Source organism: Mycobacterium bourgelatii, assembly GCF_010723575.1.
GTDB lineage: Bacteria > Actinomycetota > Actinomycetes > Mycobacteriales > Mycobacteriaceae > Mycobacterium > Mycobacterium bourgelatii.
Map to the genome: position 1 here is coordinate 4,981,310 of NZ_BLKZ01000001.1, position 17,676 is coordinate 4,998,985.

Below are 17,676 nucleotides of genomic sequence, written 5' to 3' on the forward strand. Positions count from 1 at the left end.
GTCCCAGCCCCGCCTGCCGCGCCGTTACCTACCGGAAGGCCCGCCCCACCGGGATCGGCCACCCCCCTTCAGGGGCGCCGAAACAAGCCAAGGACTCACCGCCGCCAACGCTAACTCTGCGCGAACAACGCCCGTGGACTGGCAACCGTTCACGGTGACGGTGGGACCGAAGCGGCACACCGAAACCACCGCCAACCGCAGCCAAGTCAGAGGCCAACCACCACGGGCAACACCGCGCTGCCGTAGAAGGAACAAGCCCGCCAGACCTTTATCAACAGCCAGCGGCCGATACTCCGACCCGCTCGTCACAACCTGCCCATAAAGCCTCGTCACAACCTGTGCATAAAGCAAGAGGCATCCCGACGACAGCACAAGACGTCGGGATGCCCCTTTTAACCCTGGCTACGAGGCCGGACCACCCTTACCCGCGGTACCCGCCGCACCACCGGCACCACCAATACCACCGGTGGGTCCGTCGGCGTCATCACCAGGAACGCCGGGTCCACCGGGCGTCGGGGGGATGGAAGGGGTGAAGGACCCGTTCCCATACCCTCCTGCGCCGCCGGCCGATCCGGCGCCGCCAGCCCCACCGTTACCACCGACCGTGCCGCCATTGCCGCCGTTGCCGCCCTGACCGCCGACTGCCCCGTTACCGCCGTCGGCCCCGGCCAGCCATGCACCGCTATTGCCGCCCTTACCGCCATTACCAGCGTTACCGCCGGCGCCACCAGAGCCACCAGCACTGTTCACGGAGTCACCGCCGTTACCGCCAGCACCTCCGGCACCGCCATCGCCGCCAATACCCCCGGGGAGGGGCTCAATACCGCTGGAGTAGCTTCCGCCATTGCCCCCGGTGCCGCCCTGACCGCCTTTTCCGCCTGCACCGCCGATCCCGTTGACGGAATTACCGCCGTCACCGCCGACACCTCCGGCCCCAGCCGTGCCCCCGTTACCGGCAGGCCACCGGACATAACCACCGGGGTTTGCGCCGTTACCGCCGTTACCGCCAGCGCCACCGGTGCCGCCAGTCCCTCCGTCACCGTCGACGTTGTCACCGCCCTTACCCCCTGCACCGCCAACACCGCCGTTGCCTCCTTTTCCGAAGCTGCCGCGAACGCTGTCGTTGGGCGAATTGCCGCCAGCGCCACCTGCGCCGCCAGTACCACCTTGGCCACCATCTATGCCGCCAGTACCACCCGCGCCCCCGTTGCCACCATTGCCACCATCCCCGGACTTACCAGTTCCTGTGTCTTCCCCACCTAGGCCTCCACCGAACATACCGCCCAAGCCGCCGTCGCCGCCGCGCCCGCCAGCCCCACCGGTGCCACCCTGCAGGCCCGCGCCCACCGGATCCGTGTAGTCGGCGCCGTTACCGCCATCACCGCCACGGCCACCATCCCCACCGCGACCCGAAGGGCCCATATACCCGCGTGTAGACCCCTCACCCCCATAACCGGCGCTGCCGCCGGTGCCGCCGGCACCGCCTTTACCACCGTTTTGGCCAGCCTGTCCTGACGTGACCCCGTCGGCACCGTTAGCACCATTACCGCCGTCCCCACCGCGGCCGCCGGCGCCACCGTGGCCGCCAACACCCTGCTCACCGTTGGCCCCCAAACCCGCGGCACCGCCATTACCACCATTTCCACCACGACCGCCAGCGCCGCCGTTACCACCGTTAGCGCCGGGTGTGGCTCCATCAGCGCCATTTGCGCCCGCGCCGCCCTTACCACCGTTGCCGCCAGCACCACCGTTGCCGGCGTTGCCGTCAGCACCATCGACGGAACCTGTACCGCCAGCACCGGCGTTGCCGCCAACACCACCGTCGCCGCCGTTACCAGCGGTGCCGCCGACGACGGCAGGATCCGACGAAGCCGCTCCGTCCGCGCCGGTACCGCCGGTACCGCCGACACCGCCGTTACCGCCTTGACCGCCTACGCCCTGCTTACCGGCGAACCCGTTGGTCGCATCACCAGCCGCGCCACCATCGCCACCGGTTCCACCGTTACCGCCGGCACCACCAGTACCACCATGGGCACCCGGCGTGCTGCCGTTCAGACCCGCAGCGCCCTTACCACCGGTGCCGCCCTTGCCGCCGGTGCCACCGTCACCGGAGGTGCCGCCCACACCGTTGACCGAGCCGGAACCGGCCGCGCCCGCGGCACCACCGACACCACCGTTACCGCCTCGACCACCAGCACCGCCGGGCAGCGCCGGGTCGGTGCTGTCCGCACCGTTGGCGCCGGTACCACCGGTACCGCCGACACCACCGTCACCGCCGTTACCACCAGCACCCTGCTTGCCGGCGAACCCGTTGGACGCATCACCGGCGGCGCCACCATCACCACCAGCACCACCGGCACCACCAGCACCACCAGTGCCGCCAGTTTCACCCGGCGTGATGCCGTTGAGACCCGCAGCGCCCTTACCGCCGGTGCCACCCTTACCGCCGACACCACCGTCACCGGAGGTGCCGCCCACACCATTGACCGAGCCGGAACCGGCCGCGCCCGCGGCACCACCGACACCACCATTACCGCCGTTACCACCAGCACCACCGGTCGGCACCAGCGGGTTGGTGCTGTCCGCGCCGTTGGCACCGGTACCACCGGTACCGCCGACACCACCGTTACCGCCGTTACCACCAGCACCCTGCTTACCGGCGAACCCATCGGTGGCGTCACCGGCGGCGCCACCGTCACCACCAGCACCACCGGCGCCACCAGCACCACCAGTGCCGCCAGTTTCACCCGGCGTGATGCCGTTGAATCCCGCAGCGCCCTTACCGCCGGTGCCACCGTTACCGCCGACACCACCGTCACCGGAGGTGCCGCCCACACCATTGACCGAGCCGGAACCGGCCGCGCCCGCGGCACCACCGACACCACCATTACCGCCGTTACCACCAGCACCACCGGTCGGCACCAGCGGGTTGGTGCTGTCCGCGCCGTTGGCGCCGTCACCACCGCGGCCACCGACACCACCGTCACCGCCGTTACCACCAGCACCCTGCTTGCCGGCGAACCCATTGGTGGCGTCACCGGCAGCGCCACCATCACCACCAGCACCACCAGCACCACCAGCGCCACCGACACCACCGTTCGCGCCCGGCGTGCTGCCCGTCACGCCCTGAGCACCCCGACCACCGGTGCCACCCGTGCCGCCGACACCACCATCACCGGCGGTACCACCCAGGCCGACAACCGAGCCCACACCACCAGCGCCGGCACCACCACCGACACCACCATTACCGCCCCGACCGCCAGCACCACCGGCCACCGCCGGGTCGGCGCTGTCCGCGCCATTAGCGCCGATACCGCCGGCACCGCCGACACCACCGTCACCGCCCTGACCGCCGGCACCGTCGATACCGCCGATCCCAGCACCCGCCTTACCACCAGCACCACCGGTACCGCCCCAGCCGCCAGCACCACCGGTCCCACCAGCACCGTCGTCAACACCCAGGACACCAGCCGCACCCACAGCACCGGCACCACCAGTGCCGCCCCGGCCACCGGCGCCACCGTTACCGGCCGCGCCCTGGGCGCCGACCACCGAGCCCTCACCACCAGCACCACCAACACCGCCGACACCACCGGTGCCACCGACACCACCGGTACCACCAGCCTCGCCGGGAGCCACACCATCAAGTCCTCTACCACCGGTACCGCCGTTACCACCGGTACCGCCGACACCACCAGCGCCACCGACACCGCGGACACCACCGGCACCACCGGCCTCACCACCAGCACCACCGACACCACCAGCACCACCAGCGCCGCCGGTACCGCCCTGCGCACCAGGGCCGACGATCGAGGTGTTGTCCGCACCCCGGCCACCGGCACCACCCACACCACCGGTGCCGCCGTTACCGGCCGCGCCCTGGGCGCCGACCACCGAGCCCTCACCACCAGCACCACCAACACCGCCGACACCACCGGTGCCACCGACACCACCGGTACCACCAGCCTCGCCGGGAGTCACACCATCAAGTCCTCTACCACCGGTACCGCCGTTACCACCGGTACCGCCGACACCACCAGCGCCACCGACACCACGGACACCACCGGCACCACCGGCCTCACCACCAGCACCACCGACACCACCAGCACCACCAGCACCACCGGTACCGCCCTGCTCACCCACACCGACAGCAGCGGTGTAGTCCGCACCCCGGCCACCGGCACCACCGACACCACCAGCACCACCATCACCACCGGCACCCTGGGCGCCGACCACCGACCCGACACCACCAGCACCACCAACACCGCCGACACCACCGGCGCCGCCAGCACCACCGGTACCCCCGGCAACCGCCACATCCACACTGTCAACACCCGAACCGCCAGCACCACCGCGGCCACCGGTACCGCCAGCACCCCCAGCACCACCAGCGCCCTGCACCGCACCAGCACCACCCGCGCCGCCGGCACCCCCAGCGCCACCAGCGAACCCGACACCACCAGCAGCACCACTACCAGCAGCAGCATCAACACCGGCAGCACCCGTGCCACCCACACCACCAACACCACCGGCCCCACCGTTTCCGGTACCACCGGCATGCCCACCACCAAAGCTCAACAACTTCCCGACACCACCGGCGCCACCAGCACCGGCAGCCCCACCCGTACCACCGGTACCACCAGTACCACCGACACCACCCAAACCGGCCACAGCACCATCAGCACCAGCCGCACCAGCCCGCCGACACCGCCATCACCACCGACACCACCCTGACCACCCAGCCCGAGCAGCCACGCACTAGCCCCACCAGCACCACCAGCACCACCAGCACCGCCGACACCACCATCAGCGCCGGGCGCAGCACCCACACCCCAGCACCCCAACACCACCAGCACCCCAGCGCCACCACCCGAAAGCAGCCAACCCTCACCACCAGCACCACCACGCCCCCCGGCCCCGCCATCAAACCCAGGCCCAGCGTCAAAACCCGCACCCCGGCACCACCAGCACCACCAGCACCGAACAACAACTGCGCACGCCCACCAACACCACCGGTGCCGCCACCAAAACCGCCGGCACCACCAGTACCGCCACCACCCCACAACAAACCACCATTACCGCCGGCACCGCCGGTACCCCCACCGAACCCGCCGGTACCACCCGTACCGCCCAGCCCCAACAACCAGCCACCATCACCACCACGACCACCAGCAGCCCCGGCACCACCAGCACCACCAGCACCGCCGTTACCCCACAAACCCGCGGCCCCACCAGCACCACCAGCCTGGCCTCCGCCCCGCAGCACCAGCACCACCATTGCCATACAGCAACCCGCCAGCACCACCAGCACCACCAGGGGTGGTCGCATTGGCGCCATCACCGATCAGCGGACGCCCCAACAACACCTGCGTCGGGGTGTTGATCACCCCCAGAACAGTTAGCTGAGCATTAACCAACTCACCATAGGCATACGCCCCGATACCAGCGCGCAACGTCGAGACAAACTGCGCATGATAAGCCTCCATCTGCATCGCCACCCCCCGGTAGGACTGACCATGCAAACCAAAAAACGTCGCGATCGCCACCGAAACCTCATCAGCAGCAGCAGGCGCCAACACCGTCGTCGCATCCGCCGCAGCCGCGTTCGCCGCAGCAACACCAACATTCAGATTCGTCAGATCAGCCGCTGCCGCTGCCAACAACTCCGGCGACACTGAAACAAAAGACACTGAACTACTCCTCACAGTTGCAACGACCCGGCAATCGCCCGGGTGAAAAAGCATGCTGGATGGGGACAATAACTCATATCGCCCGAATATGCGTGCGCATGAAGATAAGCGAATTGATCACACAGGTCAAACCACAGCTACCACGCACAATGAGCCATTTACAGCATTACAGCGCCGTTTGTTGGCGCCAATCTCGGAGTCCCGAGCCCCGGAGCAACCCCATATTTGGCCTCGCTACGCGCGTCGCCGACCACCACCACACAACGCTATGCCCAGCACCCCCAAACCCATTGACGCCGCCGCACAACACAGAACAGACCCGCCGCGCCACCCCACGACCCAACCCCCCACCGTCAATCACCCCAGCCAAACCCACCCCCAACAGGGCCCATCGATACCCGCCAACCACCACACGGACACCGCTCAGCAAACTCAAAAAAACCGGACACCCGCAGGCCACACCTTCACCCCACAGACTTCCCCACAACAAGCGAAAACTCCACTAGACCAAGCATCTGAAAAAGTTTTAAGCGCCATATCAAACAGCCCTTTATAGATACAGCGCCCTAATCAAAGAACAAGGCCGACACATTCCACACCCTTTAATCCAGCACGCTCCAAACCAAGCACACCACAACCCCCCACCCACCACAGACCAACCCCACACACAACCACCCAACACCAACAACACCGCCACACACCCAGCCGACACAACCGAACCCAACCCACCCCCACCCCACAAGGCCAAAAACCCACCACAACCCGCAACACCGGCCAACACTCACCGCAACCACAACAAAAACGAGGCCCGAACCCCCCGCCAGCATCAGACCGTCAGAGTTTGCCGATAGGAGCAACACACCCATCCCCCACATATCGTCACTGTGACGTTGCAGCAAGCGGCGGCGCGGCCGTAAGGATTCGTATATTTGCGCCTCCCCGACGCAACCTACCCGCCGGTAAGAATTGCCATCATTTTCCGAATCGTGACTCAAGGAATCCTTAACCGCGACTCCTAGGCTCAGTGTCATGTGGATCGACGACACCAGTGCCGATGTCATCAAGGCTGACTTCGAGGCTCTCTACCACGGCGACATGCTCGTGGAGGGCGAGACCTCGGAGCAGTTCGAGGAATGGGCTGAGCTGCCCAACGCGAGCTAAGGAAAGATCATGGGCGTAATTGCACGGCTCCTCATGGCCGAACCAGACATCACCCGGTGGTTCCGTCGATAACCGACTTCGTGTCGTAAAGGCGTACAGGTAAGCCCCCCGCTAGGTGCGGGGGGCTTTCCGTTTGCAGTTCGTATTGCGACTGGCCTACCGCGTGCTCAGCGCGGCGCCATCCGGATGGCGCCGTCGAGACGGATCACCTCGCCGTTGAGCATCGGGTTTTCGATGATGTGCACCGCCAGCGCGCCGTACTCGTCCGGGTCGCCCAACCGGGCGGGGTGCGGAACCTGCTTGCCCAGCGACTTCTGCGCCTCCTCGGGCAACGAGCCCAGCAGCGGCGTCTTGAACAATCCCGGCGCGATGGTGACCACCCGAATGAGCTCGCGGGAAAGGTCGCGCGCGATCGGCAGCGTCATGCCCACAACGCCGCCCTTGGATGCCGAATAAGCGGCCTGGCCGATCTGGCCGTCGAAGGCGGCGACCGAGGCGGTGTTGATGATGACGCCGCGCTCTTCACCGATCGGCTCGGTCTTGGCGATCCGCTCGGCGGCCAGGCGAAGCACGTTGAACGTGCCGATCAAGTTGACTTCGACGACCTTGCGGAACCCTTTGAGCGGGAACGGGCCGTCCTTGCCCAGCGTCTTGATGGCGTTGCCGATGCCGGCGCAGTTCACGTTGATGCGCACCGGGCCGAGGGACTCGGCGATGTCAAGCGCCTTGGCGACTCCGTCCTCATCGGTGACGTCGGTCTGCGCGAACCGCGCGCGCTCACCGAGTTCGGCCACCGCCTCCTCACCCTTGAGGTCGATCACCACTACCTGCGCGCCGGCGTCTAGCAGTCGCTTGGTGGTTGCCAGGCCCAGACCTGAGGCACCTCCGGTGACGACTGCGACGGCGTCCCTGATCTCCACGTGCGTATTCCCTCCATTAGCCAACCTACTGGTTGGTTGGGACTATACCCAGTCGTCGAGAATCGCTTCGATGTCCCCCACATCCTGCGCCGGTCGAGGCGTGCCCGGCGAGGTACGCGAGAAGCGGGGGGCGGGCATCGGCTGCAACCCGCCATTGACTTCGTAGAAGGTGTTCCGCTCGGTGATGTGCGGCTCGGTCTGCACTTCGCCGAAGGCCAGCACCGGGGTCACACACGCGTCGGAATCCGCGAACACCTTTGCCCAGTGGTCCCGGTCGTGGGCGGCGAAGGCCTCGGTCAGCACCGCCCGCAGTTCGGGCCAGCGGGTGACGTCGTTCTGCGGCGGCAAACTGGCAGCGTCCAGTCCCAGCCCTTCGATCATCGCGGCGTAGAACTGCGGCTCGATCGCGCCGACCGCCACGTAGCGGCCGTCGGCGCACTCGTAGGTGTCGTAATAAGGCGCCCCGCCGTCGAGCATGTTGGTGCCGCGCACATCGGTCCACAGCCCCGCGGACCGCATCTGCCACATCATCTGCACCAAGATGCTGGACCCGTCGACCATCGCGGCGTCGACAACCTGTCCCTTGCCCGAGGTCTGCCGCTCCCACAGTGCCGACAGAATGCCCAGCAGCAGGAACATCGAGCCGCCGCCGAAGTCGCCGACCAAGTTCAGCGGCGGCACCGGCCGCTCATTGACCCGGCCGATCGAGTGCAGGATGCCGTTGATCGAGATGTAGTTGATGTCGTGGCCGGCTTGCTGGCTGCGCGGCCCGGTCTGGCCCCAGCCGGTCATCCGGGCGTAGATCAGCCGGTCGTTGACCTTGGCGCAGTCTTCCGGGCCCAAGCCGAGGCGCTCGGTGACACCGGGGCGGTAGCCCTCGATCAGCACGTCGGCCTTGGCGACGAGCTTGAGCACCAGTTCGCGGCCAGTTTCGGACTTCAGGTCCGCGGTCACCACGCGTCGGTTGCGGTTCATGGCGTCCTTGACCACGCCACCCGGGGAACCGGAGGGACGGTCGACGCGCACCACGTCGGCGCCGAGATCGCCGAGGATCATTGCCGCGTGCGGACCCGGCCCGATCCCGGAGAGTTCGACAACACGCAACCCGCTGAGTGGTCCCGACATGAAAATCGACCTTTCGTCTACTTTGACTTCCTATGCATCTTCGCAGCTGCCCTTAGCCCGTAGTTCCCCCTGGTTTGGTGATGAGTGTGCCGTGACCTGGGGTTTTGTGTTGTCTGCATGACTACTTGTAGCCCAGGCGGTGGGTGAGGCCGAGTAGTTCGAAGGCGTGGTGTTGTAGTGCGGTGGGGGTGGTGAATTTGGTGAACGTGGGCATGTCGTCGGCGGGCTGGATGTGGCTGGCGCAGATGGTGGCTAGGTCGGCGAGCAGGCTGGTGAAGCTGTGCACCGGGGTGTCGTCGGTGGTGCGTTTGCGGGAGGCTTTGGCTAGGGCGGCATCGGAACGTTGAGCGGGGGCAACAGGGTTGGTGCGTTTGGCGGCGGCTGCGGGTTTGTCGTGGTCGCGAAACAGCAGGGGGGCCAGGGCTTGTTTCATGTGCCAGCTGATGTAGTAGGACAGCATGCGTAGGAACATGTGGGCGCGGACCCGGTCGGCGAGGTGGTGGCGGATGGGTCGCACGTCAAGTTCACTGTTGAGGGTCCGGAAGAAGCGTTCGACGTCTTCGAGTCCCTTGTAGCGCAACACCACATCGTCACGGCCCAGGGCGGATTTGGGCAGGTTGGTACGCAGCACGTAGATGCCGTCGAGGGCGGCTTCGGCGGCGATGGCGTCTTCGTTGCGGGTGAAGGTGAATGAGTTGTCGGTGATGGTGATGTGGAAGTGTTTGGCCATCTTGTAGTGGTTGATCACCTTGCCTACCCGTAGCGCGATATCGTCTTTGCCGCGCAAGGGTCGGCGGGTTCGGGTGGTGGCGTCGGTAATGGCGGTGAGTTGTTTTCGGTGGCGGCCAACAGGTCTTGGCGTTTTGGGTGCGCTTTTGAGCTAGAGCGGGTTGTGGCAGCAGACCAGGCGTTCGCCGGGATAGTCCGGGGAGTTGATCTCAGCGAGGTCGTGTTCGTCGAACAAGCTCAGCTGCAGGGCGTCGGCTTGCACAAGGGCCTTGATCTGCGGGCGCGCAGCGCGGTGATCCAGTCCAGACCGGCAGGGCGTAGTTCCTCGGTGATGCGCGCGCTGGTGATCATGCCGCGATCGCCGACAAGGGCCACCCGCGACAGTCCGAACCGGTTTTCAGCTTATTGATTTGGGCGGTCAACGTTTTCGGGTCAGCGGTGTTGCCGTCGAACACTTCGATGGCAACCGGTATCCCGGCGGTGGTGGCCAGCAGCCCGTAGACGATCTGCAAACGTCCTTTGACCCCGTCACGGGCGTGTCCGATCTTGCCCAGGGGGCAGGTGCGGCCCTCAAAGGCCGCCGAGGACACGTCGTAGAGCACTAGGGTGCCATCGTTCAGATGCCGGGCGGCCAGCGCGGTTTCGATGGCATCTTTGCGGGCCAGCGCCCAGTCCATCGCCGCGTACAGGTCGTCCTCATCGGCCCCACTGACCCCCAGCACCTCGCCCAGTGAGCTGGTGGCGGTCTGGGTGCGCAAACCGCGTGCGGTGGCCAGCTTGGATTCCGGGCGATGACCTGGGCTACCAGCATCGCGGTGACCAGGTCGCGCCGCCGCGATGGTGTCGCGTCGATGAGATCTTCGACGCCCAGGGTCCGGGCGGTGCCCAGCACTGCGGCCACGTGCCCATGGGGCAGGCTGCGGGAGACCTCAAACGACTCGGCCAGATCCCGCGTGGCGGCAGGCCTTTGAGGGCACGCTGTAGCTTTTCCACCTTGCGCTCGGGCCAGTGTGACAAGTTGGCCAGGGTGCGTGTTTTGACTTTGCCGTTGTCGCGGTAGGACTCCCGCAACAGCACCGCTGGCGGTGACCCACGGTTGGGAACCCGAGTCACGTACATGATTACTTTATATCAACTTATCCGCGCTATATCTACGATATGCCAAGTTAACACGCCGAGCAATGCCATGCATAATACATGACTACATTAGTACGCCCGCATGAACGCCAAACACCTGCTCACGAACAACATCGGGGATTCAGAACCCACTCAGCGGGGGGAACTACGGCTTAGCGGCCGTCGCTTAGGGTGGGGCGAAGCGGGTCGCCACCCATCCAACCTCGTTGGGGATCGCGAGCGCGGCGGAGCCGGGCGAAGCGGGTCGCCACCCATCCAACCTCGTTGGGGATCGCGAGCGCGGCGGAGCCGGGCGAAGCGGGTCGCCACCCATCCAACCTCGTTGGCGATCGCGAGCGCGGCGGAGCCGGGCGAAGCGGGTCGCCACCCATCCAACCTCGTTGGGGATCGCGAGCGCGGCGGAGCCGGGCGAAGCGGGTCGCCACCATCCAAATAGGGTGGGGCCATGCTGGATTCGCTTACGCCCGTGGCCGGGCTGCAAGTCACACTGAACGACGGCGTTCTGTCGCTGACGATTGACCGCCCCGACAGCCTGAATTCGCTGACGGCACCCGTGCTGGAGGGGATGGCCGACGCGTTGGAAAGGTCGGTCACCGATCCGCGGGTCAAGGTGGTGCGCATCGGCGGCGCCGGTCGCGGCTTCTGCTCCGGCGCCGGCATGAGCGCCGACGATGTCGGCGACGGCCATTCGGGCGTTGACACCCTCACCGAAATCAACCGCACGATCCGGATCATCACCGCGCTGCCCCATCCGGTCGTGGCCGTCGTGCACGGTCCGGCAGCCGGTGTCGGCGTTTCCCTGGCCCTGGCCTGCGATCTCGTATTAGCTTCGGACAAAGCGTTTTTCATGCTCGCTTTCACCAAGATCGGGCTGATGCTCGACGGCGGCGCGTCCGCCTTGGTGGCCGCCGCGATCGGCCGGGTCCGGGCGATGCGGATGGCGCTGCTGCCCGAGCGACTGCCTGCCGCCGAAGCGCTGTCCTACGGTCTGGTCAGTGCGGTGTACCCGGCCGACGACTTCGAGGCGGAGGTGGACGCGGTGATCGCCAGGTTGCTCGCCGGTCCCGCGGTGGCGTTCTCCAAGACCAAAGAGGCGATCAACGCCGCCACACTGACCGAGTTGGAGCCCACCCTCGAGCGGGAGTTCGACGGTCAGGTGGGCCTGCTGGGATCACACGACTTCATCGAGGGCGCAACGGCTTTCCAGCAGCGCCGCTCCCCCGTCTTTACCGACTCGGTGATCTAGCCCGCTAGATCCCGAACAGTCGCGGCAGCACCAGCACCATGATCAGGCCCCACATGAAGTGGGTCAGCATCGGTGCCAGCACTCCGCCGGTGGCCCGGCGTTCCAACGCGCACACGGTTCCCAGAATGATCGCCGCGAAGCCGAGCATCGGGTTACCGCTGGCCAAGGTGGCGGCGATGTACAAGACGGTCGAAATGACCACCGGATAGTGCCGTCCTAATGCCGTGTAGAGCGCACCTCGGAAAAACACCTCTTCGGCCACGCCGTTGATCAGTGTGATCGCTACGACCAGGGCAAACGACCCCTGGTTGGCGTACTTCAACACATGGGTGACGAATTCGGCGATGACGGGGATTTCGCGGGCGATCAGCCCACCCACCACGAAGACACCACCCAACAGCAAGCCGGCCGTGGTTCCGGTGATGACCGGCCGCTGGTTGCGCCCCCGCCAGCAAATGCCGCCCAGATGTAGCGGTCCGGACAGGAATCCGCCGACGAACCACACCGCGGCGAGCAACAGCGTCAGCCAATAGAAACTCGAGTCACCGGCTTCCACTCGTAGCGAAAAGCCCAGTACGACCGCGCCGACGACGAGGGTGATGACGACCACGATGCGCCGGCGCAGTACGAGAGCGGGCGGTTCATGATGGGGCACAGCGACATGGGTAATCGCACGACGAACCTCCTCAAGCGCGGTGGCTCGGCGGGGTTTCGCGGCTTGAGTCATGCCATGAGTGCCTTCGGTTTCAGCGTCAGGAGGATGTCCAAACTGGTCCGCAGCGCACCGGCCAGCGGGCCGGGCACCAAGTTCACCAGACCAAGCGTAGGCCGTGCGAACGACGGGGTGACCGCCTGGGCAAGGCGCCGGATACGCAGCGCGTCACCACCTGCCCACACCGGGTCGGTGTCTGCGAGGTGGTGGGGGTCCGCCAGCTGATTCACCGGCCGGGCCTTATGGGGCGCCACCGCCAGCGCGATGGCATCGTCGACCTCCAGCAAACCGCCGGGCGGGTCGGGCACGTGCCCTTGGAGGCCGTGACCGGAGGCCCGCATGGGGTGATCCAGCGATTCGACCAGATCGCCGGACAGACCCTGCGGCACCGGCAGCGCTAACGCGGCAAACAGTGAAGCGACTGCGGTATCGACGCGGGGCACCCGGACACTCGCGTGCCATCGCCCCGAGATGCGGGCATAGCGCTTCAGCAGGTCGCGATAGGAGGTGCTGTCCGGACCGCTGATGTCGTAGGCCCCCGCGGGAACCAACTCGGAGTCGGCGGCAGCGACCAGGTAGTGCAGCACATCGCGGATGGAGATCGGGTCGAGCGGATTGTGCATCCAGTCCGGCATGGGCATGAAGGGGAACCGGTCGGCGACGTAGCGCAGCATCTCGAACGACGTCGACCCCGCGCCGATGATCAGCGCCGCGCCCAACCACACCAGCTCGGGACCGCCCTCGATGGTCAGCGCTTCGGCGACTTCGGCCCGGCTGGTCAGGTGTTCGGACAGCGCTTCGCCCTCGGGCACGAAGCCACCCAGGTAGACGATGCGGCGCACGCCCGCGTCCTTGGCCGCGGTAGCGACGTTGGCCGCTGCGGCGTTGTCGGCTTCGCGGAAATTCGCCTGCCCGATGCCGTGGACCAGGTAATACACCACGTCGATCGGACCTTCGGCCGAGAACGCCGCGCGTACCGAGTCGGCGTCCCCCGCATCGAGACGCACCGGGATCACGTCGGAGTACCAACCGAATTGTTTGAGACGAGTTGGGTTGCGGGTCGCGGTCACCACCTCGTGGTTTTCCGCCAACAACGCTGTGACCAGCCGTGACCCTATGTATCCGGTGGCACCAGTCACCAGGATTCGCATGTTTTCAACCTATCCGTAGACGATTCGAAGCCTCGAAGGCTCGCGGCGACGACGCGCCGCTCGGAATGTCTGATACCCCGAACCGCGGCCAACGGAACCGAAGCGCCTAGTCGGTCGAAGCACGGTGCAAGTCGAGCGAGCGCCGGTAGACCTCCGCGTTGTACTGATTGTTGGCCACTTCGGCGGCGCTGAGCTCCCGGCGGACCCGGCCGGGCACCCCGGTCACCAACGAGCGGGCGGGCACCACCATCCCCTGCGGGATCAGGGCGCCGGCGGCGACCAGTGCTCCGGACCCGATGGTCGCGCCGTTGAGGACCACCGCTCCGGCGCCGATCAATGCGTCGTCTTCGATGGTGCAGCCATGTACGACGGCGTTGTGCCCGACGCTGACGCCGGTTCCGATGCGTACCGGAAATTCCTTGTCGACGTGGATCGTGACGCCGTCCTGGATGTTGCTGCCGAAGCCGACTTCGATCATTTCAGCCTCGGCGCGCAAGGTCGCGCCGTACCAGATGCTGACCCTGGCCGCGAGGCTGACCTTCCCGATGACGCTGGCGTTGGGTGCCACCCAAGCTTCGGCGTGCAGTTGAGGCGTGTGCCCTCGGATGGAGACGATCAACGGCACGGCCATGCCGGCCATCGTAAGTCTGCGCAGGTCAATGTCCATACCTGCCGGGCACTGAACCTATGCGGCGGCCGTAACGTGACTCCTACATGAGCACCATGCCAGGGGGAGAGTCCGAACGTCGCGGTGGGCGGGCGCCGACGAGCACCATGTCTCGACATCCGTCGATAGCCGGTGTGGCCGTGAAGTTTCCACGCCACCGGCACAGTCAGGGCGAGACCATCGAGGCGTTGACCGACTTTGCCGGACCGGACTTCCGCCGCTTCGCGATGAGCACCGGCGTGCAGGCACGCCACACCGCGCTGCCACTATCGCGTTACAGCGAACTCGACGGGTTCACCGAGGCCAACGACGCTTTCGTCGACATCGCCCTGGACCTGGGCGAGCAAGCGCTCAAATCGGCACTGCACGAAGCCAATATCAAACCCTCGGAAGTCGACATCGTTTTTTCGACGACGGTCACCGGGCTTTCCGTGCCGACGCTGGAAGCGCGACTGGCCACCCGGGTAGGACTGCGCCAAGACGTCAAGCGCGTACCGCTGTTCGGTCTGGGTTGCGTCGCCGGGGCGGCCGGGGTGGCGCGTATGCATGACTACCTGCTCGCATTCCCCGACGAGGTGGGTGTCCTGCTGGCGGTGGAACTGTGCTCACTGACCATTCAGCGCGAAGACCGCTCAGTGGCAAACCTGGTGGCGTCCAGCCTGTTTGGCGATGGTGCGGCCGCTGTTGTCACCAAGGGCGCCGAGCGCACCGGGACCGGGTCAACCAGTCCCCGGGTCTTGGCGACCCGCAGCCGTATCTACCCGAACACCGAAGAAGTCATGGGCTGGCGAATCGGCAGCGACGGTTTTCGTATCGTCCTGTCGGTCGACGTGGCAACCGTCACCGAGAAATACCTCGGCGGGGACGTCCGACGATTCCTCGCTGACCACGACCTGACGACCGACGACATCACGACGTGGGTCTGCCACCCCGGCGGACCCCGGGTGATCGAGGCCGTCGAGAAGATCCTGCAGCTACCGTCTGAGGCTCTGACTTGTACCCGAAATTCATTGCGCGACAACGGTAACCTATCGTCCGTGTCGGTGCTGGATGTGTTGCGGGCCACGATGACGGATCCGCCGCCGCCCGGCTCGCTTGGCATGATGATCGCGATGGGGCCGGCGTTCTGCTCAGAGTTGGTGCTCCTGCAATGGTAGGTGCATGGTAGAACGATGATCTATTACCTGCTGATCCTGGCGGTTGTCATCGAGCGCCTCGCGGAGCTGGTGGTAGCCCAACGCAACGCGCGTTGGGCTTTTGCCCAGGGGGGCAAGGAGTTTGGACAACGGCACTACGTGGTCATGGTAGCCCTGCACACGGCGTTGCTACTCGGCTGCCTCATCGAGCCATGGGCGCTGCACAGGCCGTTCATCCCGTGGTTGGGCTGGCCGATGGTCGCCATCCTGGTACTGAGCCAAGCCCTGCGCTGGTGGTGCATCAAGTCACTGGGCAAGCGGTGGAATACTCGGGTCATCGTGTTGCCCCATGCACAGTTGGTACGAAAGGGCCCCTACCGCTTTATGCACCATCCGAATTACGTTGCGGTAGTGGCCGAAGGGTTCGCGCTGCCACTAGTACATACGGCCTGGCTGACTGCACTGCTTTTCAGCGTGGCCAATGCGATCCTGCTGACCGTGCGCGTGCGGGTGGAGAACGTCGCGCTGGGTTACCGATGACGTCCTACGACACCGACCTGTTGGTCGTCGGCGGTGGCCCGGGAGGGCTTGCGACGGCGTTACAAGCGCGCAGTCAGGGGCTGTCGGTGATAGTGGCCGAACCCCGGGAGAGCCCCGTCGACAAGGCGTGCGGCGAGGGCCTGATGCCCGGCGGCCTGGCCGAATTGACCTCACTCGGCGTGGACCCGGTGGGCGTGCCGTTCCGCGGGATCGCCTACGTCAACGAACATCGCCGGGCGGAGGCTCGCTTCCGCACCGGACCGGGCCGCGGGGTGCGACGCACCACGCTGCATGCAGCGCTGACGGCCCGCGCCAAAGAGCAAGACACCGAATGGATCCGAGCCAGGGTGACCGCCGTCGAGCAGGACGCGCACGGTGTGACGGCCGCCGGGGTGCGCGCGAAGTGGTTGGTCGCGGCCGACGGACTGCACTCGCCGGTCCGGCGTGCGGTAGGCATCCAGGCGACGACGGGAACACCGCGACGCCACGGCGTGCGGTGGCACTACCGCGTGCCGGTGTGGTCTGAGTTTGTCGAGGTGCACTGGTCCCGTTGGGGCGAAGCGTATGTGACGCCAGTGGAGCCGGATCTGGTTGGTGTGGCGGTCTTGTCCCGTCAGAAACCCGAAATCGATTGGTTCCCAACGCTGCGTCCCTACCTGGACGGCGCCAGCCGCGGGCAGGCTCGCGGGTGCGGACCGTTGCGGCAGGTGGTTTCGCGACGCGTGGCCGGGCGAGTGCTGTTGGTTGGCGACGCGGCCGGCTACGAGGACGCCCTGACCGGCGAAGGCATCAGCCTCGCCGTCAAGCAGGCCGCGGCAGCGGTCCGCGCCATTGTCGACGACTCACCGGAATCGTATGAGGCTGCCTGGCACCGGGTTACCCGCGACTACCGGCTGCTCACTCGCGGCTTGGTGCTCGCCAGCACGCCACGAGCGATGCGCCGCGCGATCGTGCCGGCGTGCGCGTCACTGCCCCCACTGTTCCGCTGGGGCGTGAACATCCTGGCGAGCTAGAGGGGGGCGCTAGCGCGCGTCGAGCTGGGGTCGCGAGTCACACCAGCCCCACTGGTCCCTTGCGCGGGAGGCAGGCGTGCTGCCCGCCTTTGAGCGACAGCTGTCCGGGCCAACGAAATCCCTTGCTGCCGTTCAATTGACAGCCGACGGCGGGTGATCGGAGGACAGCGCCTAAAGCGAGGTTCGTGCAAGGGCCTACCCCTCGCAGGCAATGCCGTCCTTGTCACGGTCCAGCTTTGGCGCGTAGGCGGGGTCATCTTTCGGGATGTTGTACCGACCATCCTTGTGGGCCTCGGTGCAGTTCTTGTATGGCGGGTCTGCTTGGGCCATTGGTGCGCCAAATACACCGATACCGAGGAAACCAATGACAGTGGCCACGGCGGCCAGCAGATCGCGGATCTGCATCTCATAACCTCCTTTGCAGTACAAGAGATTACGACGAGTTCAAC

At 66.2% G+C, this 17,676-nt stretch carries 12 protein-coding genes and 2 pseudogenes; 5 read left to right on the forward strand and 9 right to left on the reverse strand.

Annotation, left to right across the window (positions count from 1 at the left end; genetic code table 11):
* Positions 1-402 precede the first annotated feature (402 nt).
* Both G6N68_RS21290 and G6N68_RS32475 read right to left on the reverse strand, forming a co-directional pair.
* Positions 403-4,236 (reverse strand): PE family protein, encoded by a 3,834-nt coding sequence (locus tag G6N68_RS21290; protein ID WP_240355552.1) that lies wholly within the window; start codon positions 4,234-4,236, stop codon positions 403-405.
* Between the two features lie 656 nt (positions 4,237-4,892).
* Positions 4,893-5,690, reverse strand: a pseudogene (locus tag G6N68_RS32475) (PE family protein); the annotation flags it as partial.
* A gap of 1,029 nt (positions 5,691-6,719) precedes the next feature.
* Between G6N68_RS32475 and G6N68_RS31605 the strand changes: the two are divergent.
* Positions 6,720-6,851 (forward strand): hypothetical protein, encoded by a 132-nt coding sequence (locus G6N68_RS31605; protein WP_263992004.1) that lies wholly within the window; start codon positions 6,720-6,722, stop codon positions 6,849-6,851.
* A gap of 167 nt (positions 6,852-7,018) precedes the next feature.
* On the opposite strand, the gene G6N68_RS21295 is transcribed toward G6N68_RS31605, so the two are convergent.
* The 3 genes and pseudogenes from G6N68_RS21295 to G6N68_RS21305 all read right to left on the reverse strand — a co-directional run bounded on the left by G6N68_RS21295 (position 7,019) and on the right by G6N68_RS21305 (position 10,744).
* A complete protein-coding gene (locus G6N68_RS21295; RefSeq protein WP_163716577.1) occupies positions 7,019-7,771 on the reverse strand; it encodes a 3-hydroxyacyl-CoA dehydrogenase in 753 nt (250 codons plus the stop codon).
* A 42-nt stretch (positions 7,772-7,813) separates the two neighbouring features.
* Positions 7,814-8,896 (reverse strand): CaiB/BaiF CoA transferase family protein, encoded by a 1,083-nt coding sequence (locus G6N68_RS21300; RefSeq protein WP_163716580.1) that lies wholly within the window; start codon positions 8,894-8,896, stop codon positions 7,814-7,816.
* Positions 8,897-9,017: 121 nt separating this feature from the next.
* A pseudogene (locus G6N68_RS21305) lies at positions 9,018-10,744 on the reverse strand (IS1634 family transposase).
* A 463-nt stretch (positions 10,745-11,207) separates the two neighbouring features.
* On the opposite strand from G6N68_RS21305, the gene G6N68_RS21315 reads away from it, so the two are divergent.
* The gene (locus G6N68_RS21315) at positions 11,208-12,008 is read left to right on the forward strand and encodes an enoyl-CoA hydratase (RefSeq protein ID WP_163716583.1); all 801 of its coding nucleotides are present in this window, start codon (positions 11,208-11,210) and stop codon (positions 12,006-12,008) included.
* A gap of 4 nt (positions 12,009-12,012) precedes the next feature.
* On the opposite strand, the gene G6N68_RS21320 is transcribed toward G6N68_RS21315, so the two are convergent.
* From G6N68_RS21320 to G6N68_RS21330, 3 genes are all read right to left on the reverse strand, one after another.
* Positions 12,013-12,735 (reverse strand): CPBP family intramembrane glutamic endopeptidase, encoded by a 723-nt coding sequence (locus G6N68_RS21320; RefSeq protein WP_163716586.1) that lies wholly within the window; start codon positions 12,733-12,735, stop codon positions 12,013-12,015.
* Positions 12,732-13,871, reverse strand: coding sequence for an NAD(P)H-binding protein (locus G6N68_RS21325; protein WP_163716589.1), 1,140 nt, complete (start codon positions 13,869-13,871; stop codon positions 12,732-12,734). The genes G6N68_RS21320 and G6N68_RS21325 overlap by 4 nt, the downstream gene beginning before the upstream one ends.
* Positions 13,872-13,977: 106 nt before the next feature.
* Positions 13,978-14,502, reverse strand: coding sequence for a gamma carbonic anhydrase family protein (locus tag G6N68_RS21330; RefSeq protein ID WP_163716592.1), 525 nt, complete (start codon positions 14,500-14,502; stop codon positions 13,978-13,980).
* Positions 14,503-14,645: 143 nt separating this feature from the next.
* Between G6N68_RS21330 and G6N68_RS21335 the strand changes: the two genes are divergently transcribed.
* Genes G6N68_RS21335 through G6N68_RS21345 form a run of 3 tightly spaced genes read left to right on the forward strand, consistent with a single transcriptional unit; the run spans position 14,646 to position 17,227 of the window.
* Complete coding sequence (locus tag G6N68_RS21335; RefSeq protein ID WP_163718841.1) at positions 14,646-15,695, forward strand: type III polyketide synthase; 1,050 nt, start codon at positions 14,646-14,648, stop codon at positions 15,693-15,695.
* A gap of 18 nt (positions 15,696-15,713) precedes the next feature.
* Positions 15,714-16,214, forward strand: coding sequence for an isoprenylcysteine carboxyl methyltransferase family protein (locus tag G6N68_RS21340; RefSeq protein ID WP_163718842.1), 501 nt, complete (start codon positions 15,714-15,716; stop codon positions 16,212-16,214).
* Complete coding sequence (locus G6N68_RS21345; protein ID WP_163716595.1) at positions 16,211-17,227, forward strand: NAD(P)/FAD-dependent oxidoreductase; 1,017 nt, start codon at positions 16,211-16,213, stop codon at positions 17,225-17,227. The genes G6N68_RS21340 and G6N68_RS21345 overlap by 4 nt, the downstream gene beginning before the upstream one ends.
* A gap of 195 nt (positions 17,228-17,422) precedes the next feature.
* Here G6N68_RS21345 and G6N68_RS21350 read toward each other — a convergent pair whose 3' ends face one another.
* On the reverse strand, positions 17,423-17,632 hold the full coding sequence (locus tag G6N68_RS21350; RefSeq protein ID WP_163716598.1) for an excalibur calcium-binding domain-containing protein: 210 nt from the start codon (positions 17,630-17,632) through the stop codon (positions 17,423-17,425).
* Positions 17,633-17,676: the final 44 nt, after the last annotated feature.

What these genes read in the sequence shown, in the direction of transcription:
- G6N68_RS21350 (WP_163716598.1), bottom strand. Translation starts at nt 17,632, where the DNA reads ATGCAGATCCGCGATCTGCTGGCCGCCGTGGCCACTGTCATTGGTTTC.
- G6N68_RS21300 (WP_163716580.1), bottom strand. Translation starts at nt 8,896, where the DNA reads ATGTCGGGACCACTCAGCGGGTTGCGTGTTGTCGAACTCTCCGGGATC.
- G6N68_RS21320 (WP_163716586.1), bottom strand. Translation starts at nt 12,735, where the DNA reads ATGACTCAAGCCGCGAAACCCCGCCGAGCCACCGCGCTTGAGGAGGTT.
- G6N68_RS31605 (WP_263992004.1), top strand. Translation starts at nt 6,720, where the DNA reads ATGTGGATCGACGACACCAGTGCCGATGTCATCAAGGCTGACTTCGAG.
- G6N68_RS21315 (WP_163716583.1), top strand. Translation starts at nt 11,208, where the DNA reads ATGCTGGATTCGCTTACGCCCGTGGCCGGGCTGCAAGTCACACTGAAC.
- G6N68_RS21330 (WP_163716592.1), bottom strand. Translation starts at nt 14,502, where the DNA reads ATGGCCGTGCCGTTGATCGTCTCCATCCGAGGGCACACGCCTCAACTG.
- G6N68_RS21335 (WP_163718841.1), top strand. Translation starts at nt 14,646, where the DNA reads ATGTCTCGACATCCGTCGATAGCCGGTGTGGCCGTGAAGTTTCCACGC.
- G6N68_RS21325 (WP_163716589.1), bottom strand. Translation starts at nt 13,871, where the DNA reads ATGCGAATCCTGGTGACTGGTGCCACCGGATACATAGGGTCACGGCTG.
- G6N68_RS21345 (WP_163716595.1), top strand. Translation starts at nt 16,211, where the DNA reads ATGACGTCCTACGACACCGACCTGTTGGTCGTCGGCGGTGGCCCGGGA.